Origin of the sequence: Asanoa siamensis, from assembly GCF_016862555.1 — a bacterium.
Classification (GTDB): domain Bacteria; phylum Actinomycetota; class Actinomycetes; order Mycobacteriales; family Micromonosporaceae; genus Asanoa; species Asanoa siamensis.
The window spans coordinates 52,525-75,849 of the sequence record NZ_BONE01000043.1 but is presented as its reverse complement, the minus strand read 5'-3'; the positions used below and the strand labels follow the sequence as shown (position 1 = coordinate 75,849).

23 protein-coding genes are annotated in these 23,325 nt (G+C 73.5%); 7 read left to right on the top strand and 16 right to left on the bottom strand.

Features of this window, described 5'->3' with window-relative positions; genetic code table 11:
• Positions 1 to 147: 147 nt before the first annotated feature.
• Positions 148 to 555 (bottom strand): hypothetical protein, encoded by a 408-nt coding sequence (locus tag Asi02nite_RS24965; RefSeq protein WP_203716337.1) that lies wholly within the window; start codon positions 553 to 555, stop codon positions 148 to 150.
• A gap of 124 nt (positions 556 to 679) precedes the next feature.
• On the opposite strand from Asi02nite_RS24965, the gene Asi02nite_RS24960 reads away from it, so the two are divergent.
• Positions 680 to 1,024, top strand: coding sequence for a hypothetical protein (locus Asi02nite_RS24960; protein ID WP_203716336.1), 345 nt, complete (start codon positions 680 to 682; stop codon positions 1,022 to 1,024).
• On the opposite strand, the gene Asi02nite_RS24955 is transcribed toward Asi02nite_RS24960, so the two are convergent.
• Positions 1,021 to 1,581 carry a hypothetical protein gene (locus Asi02nite_RS24955; protein ID WP_203716335.1) on the bottom strand — a complete coding sequence of 187 codons (561 nt, stop codon included), beginning with the start codon at positions 1,579 to 1,581 and terminating at the stop codon, positions 1,021 to 1,023. The two genes, Asi02nite_RS24960 and Asi02nite_RS24955, sit on opposite strands and share 4 nt — an antisense overlap.
• 105 nt (positions 1,582 to 1,686) lie before the next feature.
• Between Asi02nite_RS24955 and Asi02nite_RS24950 the strand changes: the two genes are divergently transcribed.
• Together Asi02nite_RS24950 and Asi02nite_RS24945 are read left to right on the top strand one after the other, a co-directional pair.
• Complete coding sequence (locus Asi02nite_RS24950; RefSeq protein ID WP_203716334.1) at positions 1,687 to 3,165, top strand: hypothetical protein; 1,479 nt, start codon at positions 1,687 to 1,689, stop codon at positions 3,163 to 3,165.
• A 209-nt stretch (positions 3,166 to 3,374) separates the two neighbouring features.
• Positions 3,375 to 4,193 (top strand): NAD(P)H-binding protein, encoded by an 819-nt coding sequence (locus Asi02nite_RS24945; protein ID WP_203716333.1) that lies wholly within the window; start codon positions 3,375 to 3,377, stop codon positions 4,191 to 4,193.
• Here the strand turns inward: Asi02nite_RS24945 and Asi02nite_RS24940 are convergent.
• Positions 4,190 to 6,190 (bottom strand): glycoside hydrolase family protein, encoded by a 2,001-nt coding sequence (locus Asi02nite_RS24940; protein WP_203716332.1) that lies wholly within the window; start codon positions 6,188 to 6,190, stop codon positions 4,190 to 4,192. The genes Asi02nite_RS24945 and Asi02nite_RS24940 overlap by 4 nt on opposite strands.
• A 163-nt stretch (positions 6,191 to 6,353) precedes the next feature.
• Between Asi02nite_RS24940 and Asi02nite_RS24935 the strand changes: the two genes are divergently transcribed.
• Positions 6,354 to 7,469: a sialidase family protein gene (locus tag Asi02nite_RS24935; protein ID WP_203716331.1), complete on the top strand. Its 1,116-nt coding sequence runs from the start codon at positions 6,354 to 6,356 to the stop codon at positions 7,467 to 7,469.
• Between the two features lie 8 nt (positions 7,470 to 7,477).
• On the opposite strand, the gene Asi02nite_RS24930 is transcribed toward Asi02nite_RS24935, so the two are convergent.
• From Asi02nite_RS24930 to Asi02nite_RS24890, 9 genes are all read right to left on the bottom strand, one after another.
• Positions 7,478 to 8,314 (bottom strand): patatin-like phospholipase family protein, encoded by an 837-nt coding sequence (locus Asi02nite_RS24930; protein ID WP_239127043.1) that lies wholly within the window; start codon positions 8,312 to 8,314, stop codon positions 7,478 to 7,480.
• Between the two features lie 39 nt (positions 8,315 to 8,353).
• On the bottom strand, positions 8,354 to 8,734 hold the full coding sequence (locus Asi02nite_RS24925; RefSeq protein ID WP_203716330.1) for a hypothetical protein: 381 nt from the start codon (positions 8,732 to 8,734) through the stop codon (positions 8,354 to 8,356).
• A 1-nt stretch (position 8,735) separates the two neighbouring features.
• Positions 8,736 to 8,951 (bottom strand): hypothetical protein, encoded by a 216-nt coding sequence (locus Asi02nite_RS24920; protein WP_203716329.1) that lies wholly within the window; start codon positions 8,949 to 8,951, stop codon positions 8,736 to 8,738.
• A 40-nt stretch (positions 8,952 to 8,991) separates the two neighbouring features.
• Complete coding sequence (locus Asi02nite_RS24915; protein WP_203716328.1) at positions 8,992 to 9,975, bottom strand: hypothetical protein; 984 nt, start codon at positions 9,973 to 9,975, stop codon at positions 8,992 to 8,994.
• Entirely contained in the window at positions 9,972 to 11,741 is a 1,770-nt protein-coding gene (locus Asi02nite_RS24910) for a hypothetical protein (RefSeq protein ID WP_203716327.1), read from the bottom strand. The genes Asi02nite_RS24915 and Asi02nite_RS24910 overlap by 4 nt, the downstream gene beginning before the upstream one ends.
• Positions 11,742 to 12,006: 265 nt before the next feature.
• Positions 12,007 to 13,599: an alkaline phosphatase D family protein gene (locus tag Asi02nite_RS24905; RefSeq protein ID WP_239127041.1), complete on the bottom strand. Its 1,593-nt coding sequence runs from the start codon at positions 13,597 to 13,599 to the stop codon at positions 12,007 to 12,009.
• A 26-nt stretch (positions 13,600 to 13,625) separates the two neighbouring features.
• Entirely contained in the window at positions 13,626 to 14,645 is a 1,020-nt protein-coding gene (locus Asi02nite_RS24900; protein WP_203716326.1) for a CehA/McbA family metallohydrolase, read from the bottom strand.
• Between the two features lie 50 nt (positions 14,646 to 14,695).
• The gene (locus tag Asi02nite_RS24895; RefSeq protein WP_203716325.1) at positions 14,696 to 15,070 is read right to left on the bottom strand and encodes a hypothetical protein; all 375 of its coding nucleotides are present in this window, start codon (positions 15,068 to 15,070) and stop codon (positions 14,696 to 14,698) included.
• A gap of 144 nt (positions 15,071 to 15,214) precedes the next feature.
• The gene (locus Asi02nite_RS24890; RefSeq protein ID WP_203716324.1) at positions 15,215 to 15,853 is read right to left on the bottom strand and encodes a winged helix-turn-helix transcriptional regulator; all 639 of its coding nucleotides are present in this window, start codon (positions 15,851 to 15,853) and stop codon (positions 15,215 to 15,217) included.
• Between the two features lie 66 nt (positions 15,854 to 15,919).
• Here Asi02nite_RS24890 and Asi02nite_RS24885 point away from each other — a divergent pair, with 66 nt between their 5' ends.
• Complete coding sequence (locus Asi02nite_RS24885; protein ID WP_203716323.1) at positions 15,920 to 16,654, top strand: hypothetical protein; 735 nt, start codon at positions 15,920 to 15,922, stop codon at positions 16,652 to 16,654.
• Here Asi02nite_RS24885 and Asi02nite_RS24880 read toward each other — a convergent pair.
• Both Asi02nite_RS24880 and Asi02nite_RS24875 read right to left on the bottom strand, forming a co-directional pair.
• Positions 16,651 to 17,322: a response regulator gene (locus Asi02nite_RS24880; RefSeq protein ID WP_373312324.1), complete on the bottom strand. Its 672-nt coding sequence runs from the start codon at positions 17,320 to 17,322 to the stop codon at positions 16,651 to 16,653. The genes Asi02nite_RS24885 and Asi02nite_RS24880 overlap by 4 nt on opposite strands.
• Positions 17,310 to 18,488, bottom strand: coding sequence for a sensor histidine kinase (locus Asi02nite_RS24875; RefSeq protein ID WP_239127039.1), 1,179 nt, complete (start codon positions 18,486 to 18,488; stop codon positions 17,310 to 17,312). The genes Asi02nite_RS24880 and Asi02nite_RS24875 overlap by 13 nt, the downstream gene beginning before the upstream one ends.
• A gap of 133 nt (positions 18,489 to 18,621) precedes the next feature.
• Here Asi02nite_RS24875 and Asi02nite_RS24870 point away from each other — a divergent pair, with 133 nt between their 5' ends.
• Entirely contained in the window at positions 18,622 to 19,974 is a 1,353-nt protein-coding gene (locus Asi02nite_RS24870) for an alpha/beta fold hydrolase (RefSeq protein ID WP_203716322.1), read from the top strand.
• A gap of 28 nt (positions 19,975 to 20,002) precedes the next feature.
• Here Asi02nite_RS24870 and Asi02nite_RS24865 read toward each other — a convergent pair whose 3' ends face one another.
• Both Asi02nite_RS24865 and Asi02nite_RS24860 read right to left on the bottom strand, forming a co-directional pair.
• The gene (locus tag Asi02nite_RS24865) at positions 20,003 to 21,487 is read right to left on the bottom strand and encodes a S1 family peptidase (RefSeq protein WP_308440176.1); all 1,485 of its coding nucleotides are present in this window, start codon (positions 21,485 to 21,487) and stop codon (positions 20,003 to 20,005) included.
• 78 nt (positions 21,488 to 21,565) lie between these two features.
• Positions 21,566 to 22,549 (bottom strand): LysR family transcriptional regulator, encoded by a 984-nt coding sequence (locus tag Asi02nite_RS24860; protein ID WP_203716321.1) that lies wholly within the window; start codon positions 22,547 to 22,549, stop codon positions 21,566 to 21,568.
• Between the two features lie 142 nt (positions 22,550 to 22,691).
• Here Asi02nite_RS24860 and Asi02nite_RS24855 point away from each other — a divergent pair, with 142 nt between their 5' ends.
• Complete coding sequence (locus Asi02nite_RS24855) at positions 22,692 to 23,315, top strand: DUF998 domain-containing protein (RefSeq protein ID WP_203716320.1); 624 nt, start codon at positions 22,692 to 22,694, stop codon at positions 23,313 to 23,315.
• Positions 23,316 to 23,325 lie beyond the last annotated feature (10 nt).

Here is a 23,325-nt window from a genome sequence, read left to right as displayed (position 1 = left end):
GCACCGCGGTGGCGCGGGCGTCGCCGTGGGGATCGCCGTGGGACTCGGCGGTCAACTTGCCAGGACCCGACCAGCGCGTCGCGGGTGCTCGCGTGCTAGACGCCCGCGGGCGCGAGCAGCAGCTTCATCGTCCCTCCACAGTGCCCCTTAGACGACCGGCAGGAGAAGGTCGATCCGGTCGTGGCGTCGGTAGAACTCGATGCTCGGCCGGCTCGTGTCGCGCGCACCACTGCGGCGTAGGAGATCATGTGTCGGCGTTAGAAGGTCATAGGCGGCGGGCTGCGCCCCGCGGATCGTGGCGCATAGATAGAAACCCCCCGGAACCACCGACGACTCCAGACCGAGCGCAGCCGCGCGATCATCGTCGCGCGCCTGCACGCAGCATCGGTAGACGCCCGAGTCGTCGAACACCCCTAGGAACCGCCGCCCGCGCAACGATCCCAGCACCGACTCCAAGCGGTCCCAAGCCGGCGCGATCTCGTCGGACTCGTCCCGCGCCGCGATGAACATGACCGGCGTATCGGCCCGCTCCACCCGTCTTACCCGTGCCTCCATCTCGACCTCCCCGTGCCGCGCGTCATTCCCAGGGCAGCAGATTAGACCGGGCGTACGACAAGAATGGACCGCCGGATCCGAAACTCGTTGGCGCCGGGTTCGCGGTGCGCGGCATGCTCCAGCGATGGGTGCCCTGGACGCGCACGCCGCACGGGTCGGGCAGGGGCAGACCGTCCAGTTCCGGCCGAGCGGCTCGTCGATGGTGCCGCTGATTCGCAGCCGGCAGTTGGTGACCGTCGCGCCGGTCGAGGCCGCGCGGGTCGAGGTCGGTGACATCGTGCTCGTCCGTGTCGCGGGCACCACCTACCTGCATCTGGTCACGGCCGTCGACCACACGGCAGGCCGCGTACGCATCAGCAACAACCGCGGCCGCGTCAACGGCTGGACCAACCACGCCCGCGTGTACGGCATCTGCACGGCCGTCGACGGCGTACCGCGCCCCCGTACCGCCGGCAAGATCCGCCTTTAATGACCCCGGTTGCGGAAGATCTCCACGTGCAAGGACCCGTTCCTGAGCAAACCGGTTTCGATCATCACCGGGTACGCGGAGTCGTCGGCATAAACCAGGTGCCCGAAGTAGAACGTCCCCGGTACCGCCGCCTCGCGTTCCAGCGCCCGGAACCGCTTGCCCTGCTCCGACCAGCCCCGGTTGAGGGCCCGATGCTGCCGGAAGATGTTCGGCCCGAACTCGCCGCCCGACAGGTGGGGGATCAGGTGCCCCCTGTCGACCGGGGTGCCGTCGGGATCGGGCGGCAGCGGAAAGTTCCGCTGATAGACGACGTCGCGCCGGCCCACCACGGCAGGAGCGACCGTCCACGCCGCAACTGTCCGATCCTCCTGCGCCCCACCGACCGCACTGGCGAGGTCGAACAGATACGTGGCCCCGGACTGCGCGAACTCCACGAGCGAACACGCGGCGTGCCCGCCCGAGTAGCGGTCGCCCAGCGCATCCAGGATCGCCCGACCGAGCTGAGCCGGCGGAAGGTCCGAAGCCAGGGCGGCGTAGTCGATCGACGGTCGTTCCACGCACCATTCATACCGCTCGCGGTGCCCACGCCCCCGACGGGTGACTCGCCCGTCCGGCGGATGCGGCCGGTCGTCGCGTTCGGAACACTCCACCTGTGATGAGCCTTGACTGACCTCCCCGCGATCACGGTCGAGGCCGATCTGACCGACGAGGCCGCCGACCGCGAGATCGAGTCCGCGATCAAGGGGCGGCAGGCGGTCGCCCGGAGGTACGTGCGGTGGGTGCGCCGACGCAATCCCGACGCTACGCCGGCCGAGGTGGTCAGGGTGCTCGAGCGGCACTACGTCACGGCGATCAGCGTCGCCGGCGGGCTGGTCACGGCCGGCACCATCGCCCTGGACGTCGGCATCGCCCTGATCCCCATCGCCGGCGCGGCCGCCACCGGTGCCAAGAGCGCGGCCCGCGAGGCCGGCAAGTCGGCCGCGAAGAAAATGGCGCGGGAGGCCGCTCTCGGCGCCACGCGGCTGGGCGCGCAGCACGTCGCCAAGATGTTGCCCGCCGGCGACGAGCAGCTCCAGTTCGAGATCACCGCCCTCTACGCCCTGGCCCTGGCCGACATCCACGGCATGACGCTCGACCAGGCCCAGGCCCGCGCTCTCGTCTACGGCCTCTCGAACGGCCGCGTAGGCCAGGGCCAGATCGCGGCGATGGCCGCCGACCTCGCCCGCTCGTCGAGCCTGGTGGACGTGGGGAAGAGCATCGCGACCGGCCAGCGCGACTGGTCACACTGGGCGGAGACGCTCGCGCACTCCCTGCCCGCCGGCGCCGCCCAGGAACTCGTCCGCGGCGTCCAGACCGGCCGACTCGAGGACGTGCGGACGGGCTTGGGGGCAAAGGGCCAGACAGCCGTCGAGTACGGCGTGGGCGCGCTCGTCGGCGGCGTCACCCGCTTCGTCTTCGGCCGCGCGGTCGTCGACGCGGCACACGAGGCCTTCGCCGCAGCGCCCGCCGAGTTCCCGGCGCACCTGGAGGTCGACAGAAAGACCGAGACCGACGGCGAGCCGAACCGCGCACTCACGGCGCTCCAGGACGCGGCCCGCGCGACCGGAAGCTGGGTGGGTAGCACCGCACAGACGATCGAAACCGCGGCCGGCGCCGTGACCCGCCCCTTCCGCAGCGTGGACCTCGACGGCGACGGCGTCCCCGACGAGCCCCAGGCACTGACGGCGGTGAAGGGCGTCGGCGGCGCGATCGCCGGCGCCGCGACCAGCGTCGCGGGCGTCGCCACGAGCGCGGCCTCCAGCGCCGCGGGCACCGCGACCGGCGCGATCGCCGGCGCCGCCACCACCGTCGCCGGCGCGGCCACCAGCGCCGCGGGCACCGCGACTGGCGCCCTCGCGAGCGCCGCCACCACCGTCGCCGGCGCGGCCTCCAGTGCCGCCGGCGCGGCGACCGGCGCGATCGCGGGCGCGGCGAGCAGCGTCGCGGGCGCCGCCACGAGCGTCGCCGGCGCGGCCTCCAGTGCCGCGGGCGCGGCGACCGGCGCGATCGCGGGCGCGGCGAGCACCGTCGCCGGCAAGGTCACGGCGCCCTTCCGGCGCAGGAAGGACGACGAGCCCCCACCCGCCATCGAGTCCAGCTGACGCTCGCGCGATATCGCCGAGGAACAGGAAAGCCGGGCCGCCGCTCCCGGGACAGGGCGCCAGGTCATGCGCCTTCCGCCGCCAGGTCAGCTCCGACGAGGTCGGCGAACGGCGCAGCAGGGCGTTCATGAGGCGGCACGCCGGCGTCCCGGCGGAACGAGTCAACCGCCTACCCGGCGGGATGGCCAACGGCCTGATTGACTGGTTCCATGAGCGGACGATCGATTCTGGTGCTCGGGGCCACCGGTACGACGGGCCGGCGGGTGGCGGCCCGGCTGCGGGCCGGCGGGGCCGACGTGCGGGCCGCGTCCCGCAACGGCGACGTGCGGTTCGACTGGTCCGATGCCGACACCTGGGAGCCGGCCCTGGCCGGCGTCGAGCGCATGTATCTCATGGCCCCGCACGGCACGCCCGTCGACGAGGGGTTCGTGCGGCTCGCGGTCGAGCAGGGCGTACGGCGCCTCGTGCTGCTGTCGAGCCGCGGCATCGAGGAGATGGGCGAGCAGCGGCTCCTCGGCGCCGAGCGGGCCGTGCGGGAGTCCGGCGCCGCCTGGACCATCCTGCGGCCCGACTGGTTCAACCAGAACTTCGACGAGGGCTTCTTCCGACCCGCGGTCCTGGCCGGGGCACTCGCGCTGCCGGTGGGCGACATGCGGCAGGCGTTCGTCGACGCCGACGACATCGCGGCCGTCGCGGCGGCGGTGCTGACCGGTGACGGGCACGAGGGCGCGTCCTACGAGCTGACGGGCCCGCAGGCGCTTTCCTTCACCGAGGCGCTCGGGCAGATCAGCCACGCCTGCGGGCGCGGCGTCGAGTTCCGCGGCGGCGACGAGGACTACCTCACCCAGCAGCGCACGCTCGGCCTCCCCGACGAGCAGACCAAGCAGGAGATCGAGGCGTACGCGGCCCTGCGCGCGCACGGCGACAGTGCACCCACCGACGCGGTGCGGCGGGTGACCGGCGACGACCCCAAACCGTTCGCGGACTACGCCGCTGAGGCCGCCGCCGGTGCCGCCTGGCGCGACTAGGAGCCGATCCAGTACGCGTACAGGTCGGTGTTCACCAGCGAGAAACGCAGCTTGATCTCCTGGCCGGCGAGGTCGGCCAGCGTCCGACCGCCCGACCACCGCACCACCGCGTCCAACCGGTCGCCCTTGACCGGGACCGCGCGGTCCGATGTGTACCCCGGGATCGGGTTGCCGGCCGCGTCGAGCACCTCGACCGTCAGCGAGCCCTTCGCCTTGACGTCGGCGTTGACGTGCAGCGCCCGGCCGTCCGTCACCACCGTCTTCGTGGTCAGCGTGCCCGGGTCGCCGATGCCCGGCACCGACGCGTTCGTCATCGACACGAAGCCGTCTCGGCGCCAGGTCGCCATGCCGACGCCGCTCGCGTACTTCGGCGATCCCGGTGTGGTGAGCTGGCCGCCGTGGCCCGCGTTGAAAGCGCCGTAGTACATGGTGATCGTCCGGTCGTCGACGAGCACATTGGACGCCGTGTAGAGCGCGCCGTCGTCCCACGCGCCGGGCCTGCCGGGCTCGATGATGGACTCCCGCACCGGTCGTGACCAGGTGACCAGGTCGCGCGAGCCCGCGATCTGCGGCAGCACCGGGCCCGCGCCGGCACCGGCCTGCGCGCCCTGGGTGAAGTTGGTGATGAGCAACACCCACGGGATGCCGATGTACGTGCTCTCGTACGGCAGCACGGGCATGCCGTAGATCTGGCCCTCGAGGCCGTTCAACGCCTGCGCCGCCCCGTCGTCCGCGTAGTCGCCGCTGACGCCCAGCACCGGCGTGCTCCAGGTCAGGAAGTCCTTGCTGGTGGAGACGAACGCCGAACGGTCGTAGACGCCGGGCGTACGCGACGTGAACATGCGCTTCTTGATGGTGGCGATGTATTCCCCGCGTGCCGGGTCCCAGGCCACATTGGACACGTCACCGTCGAGCAGCACCGGCCGGTCGCCGCCGGAGGTCCAGGTGTAGCCGTCCGGCGAGAAGTAGACGTAGTAGCCCAGCGTGTCGTTGACGGCGCCGGTCTTGAACTGCATCAGCGCGTACCGCCGGTCGGCCGGCGCGGTCGGGTTGTAGGCGATGGTGCCGCCACCCGCGATGATCAGGTTGGTCTGCGACGCAGGGATGTCCTTGTAGCCCAGCGTGCCGCGACCCAGCGGCTTTGTCCACTTCACGCCGTCCCTGCTCTCGGCGTAGCAGAGGTAGTAGCCGGGCGCGACGTCGTTGTTGCAGTCGTACCACATGCGGTAGACCTTGCCGACCTTGAAGACCGACCCGTAGATGTACGCGGAGGACTCCCAGGGGTACTCGGGCCGGATGAGCGGCTCCGGCCGGGTCCGCGCCGCGTGCACCACCCGGCCGACGTCCTGACTGGACTCGATCCGGTAGTCGTCGAGGAACAGCTCGCGCGCGCTGCCCAGGCGCGGGTCGTACGCGGCCGGCGCCCGCGTCAGGCTGACCTGGTCCCAGTAGGACCAGCCGGGCTCGGCGCCCGCGATCCGGATCGTCACCTGGGCCGAGCCCGCCGGCGCGGTGCCGGTCACGGTGACGGTCTGCCAGTCCGCGCTGAACGCGGTGTCCGCCGCGTTGCCGCCGACCTCGGTGCGGTTGAAGTCGGTGAAGACCATCGAGAGGACGGCCGGCTTGCCGGCGCGACCCTTGACCCGGGCGGTCAACGTGTACGCGGACCCGGGCGCGGCGACCATCCGGTCGCTGGAGACGGTGACTGGTCCACCGGCGGGGACGTTGACCTCGAGCGAGCCGGGCCCCGCCGTGCGCCAGGCCGACAGGTTGACCACGTTGACCGCGGACTCGTTGCCCTCGATGCTCCAGGCGATCGGGCGGCCGGACCGGTCGCCGACGTCGAAGCCGCTGTTGGCGACCAGGTTGCCGTCCTGCGGCACGCCGGTGTCGGCGGGCGTCTGGCCGCTGGCCGCGGTGGGGACGATCAGGGTGACCAGGCCGACGACGCCGACCATCAGACGTCTCGCGGCGGTGCGCCGCCCTCGCTGAACCATGTGGACCTCCGGGGTGGTGGTCGCCAGTTCACCTGGAACACCGTTCCATGTCAACCGATAGATTCATTGACATGAAATGGCGTTCCAGATAGCTTCGGCCCCGGCCGCCGGACCCCCGTACACCATGTTGGGAGTGGTTCTCGTGCGTCGTCTCCTGCGTCGCGTGTCAGTAGCCCTTGTCGCCCCTCTTGCCCTGCTCGGTGCCACCGCGGGTGCCGCACCGCCGTCGGGCACGCCCACCGACCCGGTCATCGTGGCGCCGGCCGAGAGCGGCAAGCGCGCGTTCTTCGGCGACATGATCGAACTGAAGGACGGGCGACTGCTGGTCGCGTACCGCGAATCGGTCGCCCACATCAACCAGGACGGCCGCATCATGGTCGTGCAGAGCCGCGACCAGGGCCACACCTGGAGCACGCCACGGGTGGCGATCGACACCGCCATCGACGACCGCGACCCCAAGCTCATGCAGATGCGTGACGGCACCGTGCTGATGAACTTCTTCCGCACGGACTGGACCGGCTATCCCGGTCGCCCGGTGACGCTGGTCGGCACGTTCGTCACGCGATCCGTCGACGGCGGCGGGTCGTGGAACACGCCGATCGAGGTCGGCACCGCGATGGAGGGACCGTCCGATGTGGTCGTCGGCGCCTACTACGCCGGCCACGCGGCCACCCACGGGCCGATCCTGGAGCTGCCGAACGGCGACCTGCTGGTGCCGCTCTACGGACGGCTGCCGACCGGCGGCACCGGGCCGGCCACCGTGGTGCGGTCGACGGACGGCGGGCGGACCTGGCCCGCGGCCAACGAGTCGGTGATCGGGCGGGCGGACACGTTCGACTTCCAGGAGCCGAACCTGAGCCTGCTCAAGAACGGCGTGCTGCTCTCGGTCATCCGGACGTCGATCAACATCGCGTACGCATCGTGGTCGTACGACCGGGGCCACACCTGGACGACGCCGGTCTCCACCGGCCTGCCGGCCTCCTCGCACCACCAGTTGGTGCTGCGCAACGGTGACGTGCTGTTCACCTACGGCGACCTGTCGGGCACCTTCGGGCCGGGCCGGCCGACCGTCGGCCGCATCCTGAAGCACCCGTCGCGCGACATCTCGGCGAAGAAGGACATCCTCATCTACGACGCGGCGATCAACGGCCCGGCGACGACCGACCAGGCCAACCCGTCGAGTGTGGAGCTGCGCCCCGGCCGCTTCTTCACCATCACGTCCGACCCGCACCTGGCGGCGATCGTGGGTGTCTACACGCGACAGCAGGACTACCGCTAGGTTCCCGGTCAGGGCCGCCAGACGTCGCCGACCTCGGCGGCGGTCCGGCGGCCCTGTGCCGTCGCGGCCTCGATCGCGGGCTCCCAGCGGCCGGGGTCGAGCACGTTCGGGCCGAGCGCTTCGAGGACGGCCTCGTCGGGTGCGACCAGGGCGACCTTCGCGCTCGCCCGCAGCGCGTCGATCTCGGCGGCCGGCGCGCCGCGCATCCGGATCGGGGCGAGGGGCGCGAGCACGACGACCCGCTTCGCGCCGGTGGCGAGGTCGGCGTTCGTACCCGAGCGGACGCCGCCGTCCATATGGCGGACGCCGTCGATGGTCACGGCGGGGAAGATGCAGGGCACGGCGCAGCTCGCCGCGACGGCCCGGTACAGCGGCACGTCGGAGTGCTTGTCCCAGACGACCGGCACGCCGGTCTCGGCCGACACGCCGGTGACGAGCAGCGGCCGGTCGGGCCAGCCGCCGATCGGCAGGCGCCGGCGCAGGGACTCGACGTACGGCTCCTCGGGCCCGACGTCCGCGGCGAGGGCGAGGTCGCCGACCCGCGCCCGCACCTCGCCGGGCTCGCGGCTCTCGTCGCCGAGCAGGGTGAACACCTCGGCACCGCGCGCCCAGTCGGGCCGGATCGGCGGGTCGTCGACCCCGAACCGCGCCTCGATCTTCGCGGCGTCGACAGGATCGATGCCGGACGCGACCAGGGCCCCGCTGACGGCACCGGCGGAGGTGCCGACGATGACACCGGCGTCGGTGAGGTCGACACCGGCTTCCCGCAGCCCGATGAGCAGACCGAGCTGCCAGGCGATGCCGGTGATCCCACCGGCACCCAACACGAGAGCGGAGTCAGCCACGGCACAATCGATATCACGCCCGCGTGAACTCGCCCGCCGTCAGGGACGCAGCCAGCGCGGGCCTTGGACCGTGGCGCCCAGGGCCGAGACGCGGGCGCGGAGCTCGCGGTCGGCCGTGACCACCGTGGTCTCGCGGTTTTCGCCGCGGTCGCGGACCACCGCGACGATCGTGTCGTCGCCCGACCTCGGTGCCGATACCACCTCGACCCCCGGGACCGGGCCCACGCCGCCCGCGCGGCCCTCGACCACCAGGATCAGGTCCAGCGGGTGGTCGACGTCGCCGATCGGGTGGCCGGCGGCCACCGCGGCCGCCAACTCGTCGCGGAGGCGGGTCGCCGCCGCCGCGCGGTCCTTCCACCAGCCGTCCGGGCGGGAGCCGATCACGTTGGCCACGTCGACCACGACGAGGGGTGCGGGCAACTCAGGGCTCGTCGATGCTCGGCGCGCTCAGGCCGAAGGCGTCAAGGGCGTCCTGGCGTTCCGCGCGGATCTCCTCCTCGCGCGCCAGCAGCGTCGCGAACTCCGCGATGTGCTCCGGCTCCGGCACCTCCGGCACCCGGCGCAGGAACGACTCCAGCTCGCGGGACGCCTCGGTGTGCGCGGCGGCGGCGCGGCGCGCGTTCTCACGATCGGTCATGAACCGCAACCTACCCCGCCTGCCCGTGGCGACACGCTCTCTACGGGTTTCTCAGGCAGAACAGGCTCCTGACCTCGTCCTCCACCGCGTACACCAGCGGGTGGGTGACCCCGTAGCAGCCCACCGCGTCGTCCAGCTTCGTGTCGAGCACCACGTGGCCCTCGCCGTTGCCGTCGACGCTGACCGGGATCGACGTGCGGTAGCGCCGCTCCTCGCCGCCGTAGAGCAGCAGGTCCACCGTGCGGTTCGGGGGGAAACCGCCGACGAACACGTGCACGTCGTCGCCGGGGATCATGCCCGGGCGGTGGTCGACCCAGATCCGCGGGGCGGTCGCGCGGCGCACCGTGAAGTCGAGCGTCACCGCCACCTCGCCCTGGACTGCTCGGACGTGATAATCGCCGAGACGCTCACCGGGCGTACGCGGGAAGCGGTAGAGGAAGTCCGCCTCGACGTCGGCCGGCGGCGTGAGGTCATGGACCAGGGTGCGGCCGCCGGGCTCCACGATGGTCAGCGCGAGCGGCTGCTCCTGGTTGAAACCCAGGAAACACAGGCGGGTACGGCTCGGGATCTCCTGCACCGCGGTCACCCCCGCGATCTCCGGCACGTCACCGAACTGGCCGCCGCACTCCGAGCCGCCGCCGACGAAGAACTCGAGCTGCTCGCGTACGCCGGGTGGCAGCGGGTCCTGCCGTTTCAGCACGTCGCCACGTTGCTCGGCGGCCGGGTCGTCCGGCCGCGCACCGGGGCGGGCCGCCGGCGGGAGCGGCGGAGCGGGCGGGGCCGGCCGCCGGCCCGGCGCCCGCGTGGCCTCGGGCGCGACGGTCGGCTCCGCCGTGACGACCGGTGTCGGTTCCGGAGCGCTCTCGGGCACGGCGGACGGTGAGGCGACGGCCGCCGCCTCCGGCACCCGGGCCTCGCCCTCTGACCGGCCCAGCCCGAAGCCGAGCGAGAGGGCCGCCGCGGTGACCACGACCAGCGCCCCGCCGTAGACGGTGCGGTCGCGGCGCGTACCCGGGAAGATCATCGCGCACCACCGCTCCGCAGCGTCGACTCCAACCGGGCCTCGGCGCGGCCGATGCGGTCCTCGACCTCCGCCGCGCGGTCGGGCGCGCCCATCCGCTCGTGGACCGCGGCGAGGTTGCGCAGCAGCACGAGCTCGCGCCGGACGTGGGTCGGGCGCACCACGTCGACCCGGGCGAGCAGGGCCAGAGCCTCCTCGTACGCGTCGACCGCCGCCGGATAGCCGCCGTAGCGGGCCGCCGTCTCGGGCTTGTCGGCGGTCAGGTACGCGGTCAGCGCCTGCCCCGCCCGGGCCTCCGCCGCCAGCGGCAACCGCTGCCGGGGTGCCGCCGGTGGGGCGGCGTAACCTGCGAGCACCGCCTCGAAGGCGGCCTGCGCCGCGGCCCAGTGGTCGCCGCCACCGGCCAGGGTGAGGCACTGGTAGGCCAGGCCCAGGCCGAGCCGGGCCTTCAGCGCCGCGAGCGTCGGGTCGAGGTCGCCGGCGTCGGTGCCGGCCGTGAGGGCCGCGCGGTAGCCGTCGACGGCCCGCTCCAGCGCAGGCCGGTCGCCGCAGCCGCTGGCCACCCGCTCGGCCTCGGCCAGGCCGACCCGGGCCCGGACGTAGCCCGGGTTGGCCGCCAGCGCCCGGCGGTAGAAGTCGGCCGCCGCCGCGAACCGGTCGGGGGCGCCCCGCCCGATCGTGTTGCCGAGCATGAGGTGGACCGTCTCCATCCGCACGGTGCGCTGCCCGGTCGCCGTGAACCGGGCCGCCGACGTGCGGAACTGCGCCTCGGCGCCGGTGAAGTCGTCGGTGGCGTAGTCGCCGAGACCGCGCAAAAACGCCACGACGCCCGCCACGTAGTCGAGCGTGTCGGCCGCGAGCTGCTCGTTGATCGCGGGGTTGCGGTCGAGGACGTCCGCGGGCTCGGTCACGCTGATCTCGTGGACGCCGACCAGCTCGGGCGTCTCGGCCAGGATCCGCTCCGCGAGGAACAGCTCGACCGTGATGGTCACCCGGTCGCCGGCGGCGTCGACCCGGCCCGCGACGACGATGTCGGCGGAGTGCCGGTCGGCGATCGCCCGCAACGCCGCGACCCGGTCGGGGCCGTCGGCGGCCCGGACGCCGGTGGGGCCGCGGAGCTGGACCGCGGGTACGCCCTCCGACCAGGCCCGCAGCTCCCGGGTCAGGGTGTGCTGGAGCGCGTCGGGCAGCCGCGACCGCTCGGCCGCGCCGGAGGACGCGAACGGGGTGACGACCACGTTGTAGAGGCCGGTCATCCGCGGCAGCGGCGGCACGGCACCACCGCCGAGCAGGCTCAGCGCCAGCAGCACCACGAGCGCGACACCGGCCGCGCGCTGCCGCGCCCGGGGCCGCTCGACCTCGTCAGGCAGGCCGGGCGAGACGGTAAGGGCCGGCGAAACGGGCGGGACCGGCGGGACAGGCTCCGGCGGCTCGCGGTGTGCGCGCTCCTGCCGACCGGCCTCGTCCCAGCGCGACCGCCACTCCCGCAGAGCCTGCGGGATCTCCCGGTCACGCCCCGCGTGCCGCAGGCAGCCCGTGACGTACCCGCGGGTCGTCTCCCAGGTCGGCAACCGCCGCGCGCTCGCCGCCTCGGACAGTGACCCGACACCGCAGTGCGACAGCGCCCCGAGGATGCGATAGGACGGTCCGCCGCACTCCTGGCGCAGCTCCCGCAGCCCGCGCGCGAACGCGACCCGGTGCGCCGGCGCCTCCGGATCGAAGGCGCCCTCCTTGCGACCCGGCCGTGCGACCGCCCCCGTGTCCACCACGCCCAGTCACCCCTGCGTGATCGGCTTCGATGGGACGAGACTACCCCGGGCCGACAACGGCGAGAAGGCGCCCGCCGGGGTCAGATCATGGTCAGCGCATTGTTCGGACCTGGGCCCTGAACAATGCGCTGACCAGCCCGTACGCCAAGGGATGTTCGGAGTTCGGGCCTGGGTGTTCCATCCTGGACGGCCGGGCGCGTATCCATGAGGTCAGCTCCCGCCGCGTTGGCGACGACGGGGGATCGCGGCGGGAGCTGGAGTCAGGTCAGGCGGGCAGGATGCGGGAGGTGCCGGCGGAGACGGCGTACGAGGCCTGGGTGCGGATCGGCGACGTCCGGGTCTCGATGGAGTCGACGGTGCGGACGTCGGTGCGCCAGGTGTGGCGGTCCACCGCGCAGCGCAGGTAGCCGCGCTTCAGTCCGTCGAAGTACTTGACGTGGGGGTTGAACAACGGGTTCGCGGCCTTGACCGGGGCGTCGAAGGCCGCCGGGAAGTCGGAGCTGATCGAGGTCGAGACGAACTCGACCGCGACCGGCGCCTGGTCGAGGCGGTCGAAGTCGCGGTGGAGCTCGCTGAACCAGGTCGAGTGGATGTCGCCGGCGAGCACGACCGGGTTGGCCACCCGGTGGTCGGCGAACAGGCCCATGAGGCGGTCGCGCTGCGGCGCGTACCCGTCCCACTGGTCCAGGTTGGCCATCGTCGGCGGCACCAGCGCCGGATTCGGGAACAGCGTGCGGCTCATCATCACCTGCTGGGCGACGACGTTCCACCGGGCCGGCGAGCCGAGCAGGCCGGCGGCCAGCCAGCGCTCCTGGTCGCGGCCGGTCAGCGTGCCGTCGGTGTTGCCCAGGCCGGCCTCGATCGGGCCGAAGTCGCCCGCGCCCGGCTGGTCGCTGCGGTACTGCCGGGTGTCGAGCACGTGCAGGCGCAGCAGCCGGCCGTAGTCGAAGCGCCGGAAGATCCGCAGGTCGGGGCTGCCCGGCCGAAGGTTCGCCCGGATCGGCATGTGCTCGTAGTAGGCCCGATAGGCCGCCGCACGCTGCTTGGCGAACTGCGCCGCCGTCTGGTGGGCGGCGCCGGTGTCCAGCTCGTCGACCAGAGAAGCGTAGTTGTTCTCCGTCTCGTGGTCGTCCCAGGTGACCACCCACGGGAACGCGGCGTGCGCGGCGCGCAGGGCCGGGTCGGTCTTGTACTGCGCGTGCCGGTTGCGGTAGTCCGACAGCGTGCTGAGCTGGTCGAGGCCGACGGTCTGCGGCGCCACGTGCCGGCGGTCGGGGAAGCGGCTCGACGGGTCGTACTCGTAGATGTAGTCGCCGAGGTGCACGACGAGGTCGAGGTCCTCGTCGGCGAGGGCGTCGTACGCGGGCCAGTAGCCGTTCTGGAAGTCCTGGCAGTTCGCGATCGCGAAGCGCAGCGAGCGCGCGTCGGCCCACGGCGCCGGCGCCGTTTTCGTCCGGCCGACCGGGCTGATCTCGCGCAGCGCCTTGAAGCGGTAGAAGTACTCGCGGCCCGGCTCGAGCCCAACGGCGTCGACGTGCACCGAGTGCGCGAGCTCGGGGCGGGCCAGCACGCGGCCGCGCCGCACCACGCGGCGGAACCGCTCGTCGGTAGTGACCTCCCACTCGACCTCGACCGGGCGACGGGACAGGCCGTCGGGGGAGTACAAGTTCCGGGCGAGCCGGGTCCAGAGGATGACGCTGAACGCGGTCGGGTCGCCGCTGGCGACGCCCAGCGGGAACGGCTCGGCGGTGTCGTGCGAACCGTGCGCGGACGCGGGTGTCTCCGCGACGAGGGCCGCGCCGGCGGCGACCGCGGCGGTCGCCAGCACCTGGCGGCGGCTGACAGTGAGGTCGGACAAGGGTGTTCCTCCAGGGTGAGGGGTGGTCAGGCGCGACCGAGGAAGATCGGGTTCGTGAGGGCGACCATCGTGTCGGCGGTCGTGGCGGTGGGCGTCGGGCGGCGCACCTCGGCGCGCACGTACCGGGAGTTGTTCGGCGTCGTCACCCACGAGATCTCGCCGCCCGCCGGCACGGGGGTGAGCAGGCGCTGGCCCTGGTCGGTGACGATGCGGGCGACGCAGCCGGGCGCGCCCGTGACGGTGAGCGCCACGGTCACGGAGGCGTCGTCGTCGGCGTCGAGCCGCTCGCCGATGCCGGCCGACCGGCCCCGGGCGCTCGTGGCCGTGAAGGTCAGGTCGACGGCCGCGGACTCCGCGATCCAGGTGCGCCCCGCGCGGACGCCGGCGAGGATCGACGTGCGGTCGAGACCGTCGGCGCGTACGACCGTGTGGGGCAGCCCGATCACCTGCGGTTCGCTGTGCGCGTCGCTGTTGCCGACGGCCGGGACGAACCGCCCGCCGCTGACGAGCAGGTTGTCCCAGTTGGCCAGCACGGCCTCGTCGTCGAGCGTCCACGGGCCGTTCCACACCTCGACGGCGTCGAGCCCCGCGTAGCCGAACTTCCACCCGCAGCCGACGCACGGTGCCAGCGGGTGCGCGGCGACCGCGAGCGCGCCCGCCTTGTGAATGTCGCGCACGAACCGGTCGAGGGCGCCGTCCGCGGCCCGGTAGCGCCAGTCGATCCAGGTGCCGGCCGGCAGGCCGAGGGCCGTGTAGTGGCCGTTGCGGGTGGTGATCTCCTCGCCGTCGATGATCAACAGATCCGGGCCGGCGTACGCGCCCCAGACGCCAGCCGCGCTGCGGGTGTTGTGCTCCGTGGAGACGATGAAGTCCAGGCCGGCGGCCCGCGCACCGGCGGCGACCTCGGCGGGCTCACGGCGGCCGTCGGAGTGCACGCTGTGCAGGTGCATGTCGCCGCGGTAACAGGCCTTGCCGCGCCCGGCGGCGCTGTGCGGCGCGGGCCGGGGCACGAAGGCCGGCCCGTCGGCGCCGAACTCCAGGGTCACGGTGACGGTCCACTTCAGACCCTGCGGGACGACGCGGTACGGCCCGAGGATCAGGTGCCACCGGCCGCGCCGGACCGGGCCGGGCAGGTAGCCGGGGTGGCATCGGAGGCGCTGATCGTGATGCTGTCGCGGAAGCCGCCGGACCAGCCCCGGAACCCGGCCGTGGCGCCGAGTGTGACGCCGCCCTCGTCGAAGACGCCGATGTCGAGCGCGTTGCCTTCGTACCCGGGCGGCGGGGTGGGTCGGTCGTAGCTGTAGGTGACGCTGAGCCTGTTGACGCCGCCCGGGATGTCGAGGGGCAGGTAAACCCAGTCGGGCGCGCCGTACGCGATCGTCCCGGTCAGGGTCCGGGTCTGCGGCTCTCTCGTCGCGGCGGCGGCGAAGCTGACGGGGTCGAGCACGACGGACGCCGCACCGGCCGACACCGCGGTGAGGAGAAGCTGCCGACGGTTGACGTTTCCATACCGCTCCCTCCAGGGTGGAATCAGAGCCTTCGCCCACGGGGTTGCCGGCAGCCGACGAACGGCCGCACAACCGATGGCGGCGGGTGAATATCCCTGGAAGGCCGATCAGGCCGGCGGCGCCCCGAACAGCGTGAAGAACCGCTCCAGTGCCGCGAGGTCACCGGTGGCGTCGAGGGAGCCGCGTGCGGTCGCCGACGCCACCGTCAGGTCGGTGAAGATCAGGCGCCAGAGGGTCGGGACGTCGGCGCGGGCCGTGGCCGCGACCGGTCCCGATGCGCCCCGGGTGACCGTGACCCCCGTCGGGCGCACGTCGACGTCGAACGAGTCGGCGCCGACGACGAGGTGCACGCGCAGCGCGTCGGGCGAAGGCAGGTGCAGCGCCTTGAGCAGGAGCATGAACGCGTCCGTGCTCATCTCGGGGCCGTGCTCACCGGGGAGGCCCGCGCCCCAGCGGGACAGGGCGATCAGGGTCGGCTCGAGTTGCCGGCCGCGTTCCGTCAGCGCGTACGCCTCCGTGCCCGTCGGTGGGCCCAGCCTCTCCCGGCGGACCACGCCGCTCGCCTCCAACTCCCGCAGGCGTTGGCTGAGCACGTTCTGGCTGATCGCGCCGAGGCCCGCGCGCAGGTCCCGGAAGCGCTTCGGGCCGAAGACCAGCTCGCGGACGACCAGCAGGGCCCACCGCTCGCCGACCACGTCCATGGCGCGGGCGGCCCCGCAGCCGTCCGCGTAGCTCCGCTGTGTCACAGCACTCATGGTAGCTCGCCGCAGTCCCAATCTAGGATCGACTGGTCCTACGTTAGGAGTGAGATCATGAACCCGCTGCTCGAACAGGTCATCGCGGCACACGGTGGCCTGGACCGGTGGAAAGCGTTCACCAGCGTCCGCGCCCGGGTGTCCGGTGGCGGCGCCCTGTGGCAGCTCAAGGGCCAGCCCGGCGTCCTCGACGACGTGGTCACGACCGCCGACCTCCACCGCCAGGTCGCCTCGACCGCGCCCTTCGGCGAGCCGGGCCTGCGCAGCGTGGTCACCCCCGAGCGCGTCGCGATCGAGGCCGCGGCGACCGGCGCGACGGTCGAGGTGCGCGCGCACCCGCGGCGCGCCTTCGCGGGCCACGACGTCACGACCCCGTGGGACCGCCTCCATCTCGCCTACTTCAACGGGTACGCGATGTGGAACTACCTCACCGAGCCGTTCCTGCTGGCCCGGCCCGGTTTCCAGGTCCGCGAGGGAGCGCCGCACCACGAGGACGGCGAGGTGTGGCGGCCGCTGGAGGTGACGTTCCCCGACGACGTCGCCACCCACAGCCGGAGGCAGACCTACTACGTCGACGACCAGGGGTACGTGCGGCGGCACGACTACGTCAGCGAGGTGCTGGGGCCCGACGCGCCGGTCGCCGCGCACTACGGCTTCGACCACGAGGTCGTCGACGGCATCGTGGTGCCCACCCGGCGGCTCATCTACCTGACCGACGGGCAGGGCAACCCCGACAAGGGCACCGTGATCGTCTCGATCGACCTGCGGGACATCGCGTTCGCGCAGGGCTAGAGCAGTTCCGCGTCGTGCACCAGCAGCGCGACCTGGACGCGGTTGTTGAGGTCGAGCTTGGTGAGCAGGCGGGAGACGTGGCCCTTCACCGTGGGGACGCTCATCCGCAGCGCGGTGGCGATCTCCGCGTTGGACCAGCCGCGACCCAGGGCCAGCGCGACCTCGCGTTCACGTTCGGTCAGCCGTGACAGCCGGTCGCGGGCGCCCAGCCGGCGCGGGCCCGCGGCCGGGTCGGCGACGTGGTCGATGAGCTGGCGGATCACCGCCGGCGACAGCGTCGCCGATCCCGCGGCCACCGTGCGGACCGCCGCGATGATCTCCAGCGGCGGCGTGTCCTTGAGCAGGAAGCCGCTCGCGCCGGCGCGCAGCGCGTCCAGCACGTGCTCGTCGGCGTTGAACGTGGTCAGCACGATCACGTGCGGCGGCGACGGGCGCGCGCGCAGCCGCTGGGTCGCCACCAGGCCATCCACTGTGGGCATTCGGATGTCCATCAGCACCACGTCGGGCCAGTGGGCGTCGGCCAGCGCGTCGACCTCGGTGCCGTCCGCGGCCTCGCCGACGAGGTCGATGTCGGGGGAGCCGCCCATCAGGATCCGCAGCCCGGTGCGGACGAGCGGGTCGTCGTCGACGATCGCGAGCCGGATCGGGCGGCCCGTCACGCCGGCCACGGCAGCCAGGCCTCGAGCCGGAAGCCGTCCGCCGACGGGCCGTGCGCGACCCGGCCGCCGACCAGTGCGACCCGCTCGCCGATGCCGACCAGGCCCACGCCGGCGCCGGGCACCACGGGGCCGCCGCCCGACACCGGGTTCGTGACGAGGACGCGCAGGTCCGCACCCGCGCGACCGTCGACCCGCACCCGCACGACCGCGCCCGGCGAGTGCTTGCGGGCGTTGGTCAGACCCTCCTGGACGACGCGGTACGCGGTGCGGCCCAGCACGACCGACGGCCCCGGCGACGGGACCTCGCACGTGTAGGTGACGGTCACGCCGGTCGCCCGCGCGTCGTCGACCAGGGCCGGCAGGTCGGCCAGGCCCGGCTGCGGCGGCTCGGGTCGGCCCGCGGCGCCCTCCCGCAGCACCCCGATGACCGTACGCAACTCCTGCAGCGCGTCGTGGACGCTGCCCCGGATCGCGGCGGCGGCGATCGAGATCTCCTCGGGCCGCGCGTCGGTGCGCACCTCCAACGCCCCGGCGTGCAGGCTGACCAGCGACATCCGGTGGGCGAGCACGTCGTGCATCTCGCGGGCGATCCGGGCCCGCTCCGTGAGCCGGGCCTGGTCGACCCGCAGGTGCTGCTCGGCCTCGAGCCGGGCGGCCCGCTCCCGCAGCGATCCCGTCAGGCGACGGTGCGCGCCGACGAACAGGCCCCAGCCGATCGCCGCCAGCGCCGGCCCGGCGCGCGCGACGAGGTCCACCCAGACGGGGAACTCGGGCCGGTCGTGCAGCAGGAAGTAGACCGGGCCGGCCGCGACGTAGCCGGCGCCCAGCAGGAGCGCCACCCGCGCCCGGCGGCGGACCGCGACCGTGAACAGGGCGACGATCGCCGCGCCGGTGGCGGCGACCGACACGGCGGTCACGGGCAGCAGGGCGGCGGCGACCGCGACCGGCCGGTGCCGGCGCACGAGCAGGGCGAGGCAGCAGGCCAGGCCGACGGCCGCGTCGACGGGCCACGGCACCGCGGCGCCGGGCCTGGTCGCATCCCCGATCGACAGCATCAGGCCGCCGTACGCCAGCGCCACGCCGATCCCGACGAGGTCGGCGAGGCGGTCCCGCGCCGCGGCGCCGGGGCTGTCCGGCGGCTCGGGCACGAGCAGCGCGAAGACCACACCGGACATGCGCCCGAGCCTACGGCGGTGGGGGAGCGGGCGGCAGGGCCGGAAGTCAGGGCGGGGCACTACCAAAGTAGCGGCGGGCGCCACGACCTCCGCCCGATGTGTCCCCACCGGCGCCGGCCGCAGGCTCACTGCCATGCAGACCATCAAACTCGCGCTGGTGCCGCTCGGGTGGGGAGTCGCGGCCGGCCTCTGGACCCCGCGCGGCCCGCTGACGGGCGGCGAGGCACTGTGGTCGGTCGCGCTGAGCGCCGCCGTCGGCGTCCTCGCGGGCTGGGCCGGCCGGTCGCGTTGGGCGATGCTGGTCGCCCCGGCCGTCTTCGTCGCCGCGGTGGAGGTGGCCCGCGCGCCCGTCGCCGGCCCGTCCGTCGACGCCCCGCACCTGTCCCTCCTCGGCGTGACCGCGCTGGTCACCGGCCGCGGCGTGCACGGCCTGTTCACCGTGCTCCCGATGATCGTCGGGGCGGCGTACGGCGCGGCCCTGACCCGCGACCGCCTGGCGGGCCGGCCGATCCCGCGCTACCTCCGCCGGGTCGGCGTGGCGACGCTGGCGGCCGCCGTGGCGGCGGTGACGGTGCTGGCCGCGATCCCCGCGCGCACCGCGGCGATCCCGGGCCCGAACGCGGTCGCCGAACTGACGACGGTCGACGTCGGCGGCTACGACCTGGGCCTGATGATCCGCGGCCACGACCGCGCGGCGCCGGTCCTGCTGTTCGTGCCCGGCGCGCCGGGCGGGATGGAGAAGGGCTCGATGCGCCGCCACCTCGCCGGGCTGGAGCAGCACTTCGTGGTGGCGACGCTGGACCGCCGCGGCGGCGGCACGTCGTATCCGGCGCTGGACGCGGACCCGCCGATCGGTCTGGAGAGCGGGATCGCCGACACGGTCGCGGTCACCCACTATCTCCGGGACCGGTTCGGCCAGGACCGGGTCTACCTGCTGGCCCACTCGGGCGGCTCGCTCCTCGGCGCCCTGACCGCGGCCCGCCACCCCGACCTCTACGCGGCCTACATCGGCACCGGCCAGGCGGTCGACCTGCCCGAGTCCGACCGCGCGTTCCACGCCGACCTCGGGGCCGGCGGCGACCCGCCCCCGTACGACGACTTCTACCCGTACGAGCCGATCGTCACCAACAGCGGCGGCGAGGTCGGCGCGCTCGACGGCCCGGAGTACACCCTGCTGGACAAGCTCCACACGGTCACGTCGATGCTGGACACCTGGCAGGCGCAGTACCCCGACCTGCAGCAGGTCGACCTGCGCACGGACGTCCCCCGCTTGGCGATCCCGGCCTACTTCGTCCAGGGCGCCGACGAGAAGCCGGCCCTCGCGAAGCCGTTCGCGCAGTGGTACGACCGCCTGGAGGCGCCGGTCAAGCGGCTGCTCGTCCTCGACGGCGCCGGCCACCGGCCGATGTTCGAGCAGCCCGACCGGTTCGTGGCGGCCATGACCGGGATCCTGGCCGAGAACGACCCGGCCCGCCGCGGCCGGTGACCACGGCGGGCGGGTGCGCGGCGGCGTGCTACGGGTTCGAGTAGCCGAGCGAGTAGCTGCCGGAGCCGCTGTAGGCGTGCACGCGGTAGCGGTAGTAGCCCGCGGTCCCGTTGTAGGACACGGTCTCGTCCGCGTTGGGTGAGGTCGCCTGGGCCACGTTGACCCAGGTGGAGCCGCTGTACTTCTGGAGGTACAGGTCGTAGTCGGTGCCGGCCGGGGCGTCGAGGCAGGCGCGGTGGGTGCCGGACAGCGACGAGTAGTAGTAGCTGCCGTTCGGCTGGTAGGCGCTGCCGCCCGAGGAGAGCGAGCCGCTCACCGTGAACTCGTAGCCGGAGCAGCCCGTCGGCGGGTTCGGCTCGCCGCCGCCGCCCGACGTGCGCAGCGTCAGCCCGTACGCGGAGAGGATCTCGTTGACCGGCTGGTAGTAGGTCGTGCCGCCGCTGGAGCAGTTGCCGGAACCGCCGGACGTCACGCCCTGACCCTGCTGGCCGCTGAGCCAGCCGCCGCCCGAGTCGCCGGGCTCGGCGCAGACGTTGGTGCGGGTCAGGCCGCTGACCGTACCCTGCGGGTAGTTGACGGTCTGGTTCTTGGCGCCGATCGTGCCGCAGTGCCAGCCCGTCGTCGAACCGGAGCGGCAGATCGCCGCGCCCACCGCGGCCTCGGTCGAGCCCGCGACGGTCACGTTGCCGCCGCTGTAGTTGTTGACCCACGGCTGCGGCGTCCAGTTGCTGTTCACCGACACCCACGCGTAGTCGTTGCCCGGGAACGACGAACCCTGGAAGCTGCCCTGGCTGACCTGGTTGTAACCCTGCGTCGCGGTGCCGCGGGTGCCGCAGTGGCCGGCGGTGACGAAGCCGCCGTTCACGGACAGGCCGACCGAGCAGCGGCCGCCGCCCATGTAGTAGGCGTCGCCGCCGCGCACGTCGTAGAGCAGGCGCGGCGCCTCGGTGCTGGCGACGACGGCGACGGCGGCCGCGTCGACGCCGCTCGCCCGGACGAACCGCGACGCGGCCGCGGTGCCGCCCTTGGCGAGCACCACCACCCGGTTGGCGGCGACGTCCACGTACCAGCCGGGCACGGCGGCGGCGGGAGCGGCGGCGGCGGCCGCGTCCAGCCTGGACTTGACCGCGTCCAGCGTCGCGGCGCTGCGCGCGACCACCTTCGCGGTGGCGCCGGCCGAGGTCACCTCGGCGGCCCGCGCGGCGGACGTCACGGTGACCACGAACGTGCCGTCACGCCCGATGTACGCGCCGCCGAACGCGGAGCCCAGCGTCTTGCGCAGGCGAAGCTCGGTGCGGCTGGCGGCGTCGTCCTTCGCGATCCGGACCTTGGCCTGGTCGGCGGTCAGGCCGAGGTCGCGCTGCATCGCGGCGAGCATCTCGGGCGAGGCGGCCGCGCCGGAGACAGGGGCGGGTGCGGGTGCCGGTGCGGCCATGGCCGGTGGGGCCAGGGCGACGGTGATGCCGGCCGGCAGCAGGGTCGCTGCCGCGAGGCCGGCGAGAAGACGGTTCACGGTGCACTCCTTGGGGGTGAGGAGGAAAGCACCGTCAACGTAAGCGCGGACAATCGATGGTGGTATATCCCACCTGGCTCATATCGCGGGCTCGAACGCCCCGTTGACCTGTGCGCCGAAGCCCGGGTGGGTGGTCAGCCAGGTGCGGTAGGCGTCGTTGCGGTCGAGGATGTCCGCATAGGCGTTGGCCGCGTGCTTGACCATCAGGTCGGCGAACCCGGCCCCCGGCGCCTCCGCGTGCCAGCCGAGCAGCAGCCGCCAGCGCAGCGGCGCCCCCTTGATCGGCCGGGAGACCAGCCCCGGCACCGGCCGGAAGGTCGCCTGGCACAGGGCGATCGCCTCGCCGGCCTCGACCAGGTCGATGCTGCCCTTGAGGTCGGTCTCGTAGACCTTGCGCGGCGTGAAGCCCGACCGGGCGCAGGCGGCCGCGAAGCAGTCGGCGAAGCAGCCGTCGCCGGGCGCGGCCACCCAGCGGTCCTCGGCGAAGTCGCCCAACTCGACCTCGGCCCGGCCGGCCTGCGGGTGGTCCTCGGGCATCAGCAGCCAGACCGGGTCGATCGCCACCACCCGCCACGCCAGCCCCAGCTCGGCGCTGGGCACCGCGTCGCCGCAGACACCGCAGAGCGCGTAGTCGAGCCGGCCCGCGAGCACCATCCGGGCGAGCTCGTCGACGGACCAGCTCGCGTAGGTGGAGATCTGGGACGTCGGCTGGTCGGCGTTGAGCCGCAGCACCAGCCGGCCGAGCAGCGGGCTGTTGACCCCGCCGAGCCGCAGCCGGCTCAGCGCGGCGTCGCCGCCGGCCAGCCGGGCGGCCTCGTCCTGGAGCCCCTTCATCGCGGGCAGCAGCACCCGGGCCCGGTCGAGCACGAGCTCGCCGAGCGCGGTCGGCCGCGCGCCGCGCCGGTCACGCTCGAACAGCGGGCCGCCGAGGGCCCGCTCGATGCGCTGGAGCTGGGCCGTCAGGGCCGGCTGGGCGAGCCCGAGCATGGAGGCGGCCTTGGTCACGCTGCCGGTCTCCGCGATCGCGGTGACCACCCTCAGGTGCCGCAGCTCCAGGTTCATAGCGTGACGGTAGGACTCCGGGGCGATTCATCGGAAGACCTTGATGTTTCTCTTTCAGAAAATCTGGGGCCATGTGTCGAATCCGGCCTACCCCGTTCGAGCTACGGGTGACAGACCCCGAACGGGATCGAAGGAGACCGACATGACCAGCACCACCGCCTGCACGACCCCGGCGCTCGCCGATCGGGTGACGAAGAGCCTCCTCGGGTACGGCGTGATCGCCGGCCCGCTGTACGTCACCGTCTCGCTCGCGCAGGCGTTCACCCGGGACGGGTACGACCCGACCCGGCACGCCTGGAGCATGCTGCAGAACGGCGATCTCGGCTGGATCCAGACCACCAACCTGATCGTCTCCGGGCTGATGGTCGTCGCGGCGGCCGTCGGCGTCGGACGGGCCGTCGGCCGGGGTGGCGTCCCGCTCGCTGTCTACGGTGTGGGGATGGTCGTGGCCGGGCTGTTCCGCGCCGACCCGGGCCGGGGCTTCCCGCCCGGGGCCGACGGCGAGACGGTGAGCTGGCACGGCCTCGTGCACCTCGGCGCGGCCGGCGTCGGCTTCGTCGGGCTCACCGTCGCCTGCTTCCTGCTCGCCCGGCACTCCGGCTTCCCGCTGCTCTCCCGGGCCACCGGGGTGCTGTTCGTCGCCTCGTTCCTGGCCATGAACGCGAGCGGCGGCGCCGCCTGGGGGATCCTCGCGTTCACCGGCGGCGTCCTGCTCGTCTCGGCCTGGCTCGCCGCCGTCTCTGTCCGCCTCTACCGCTCGATCTGAGAAGGAGAAA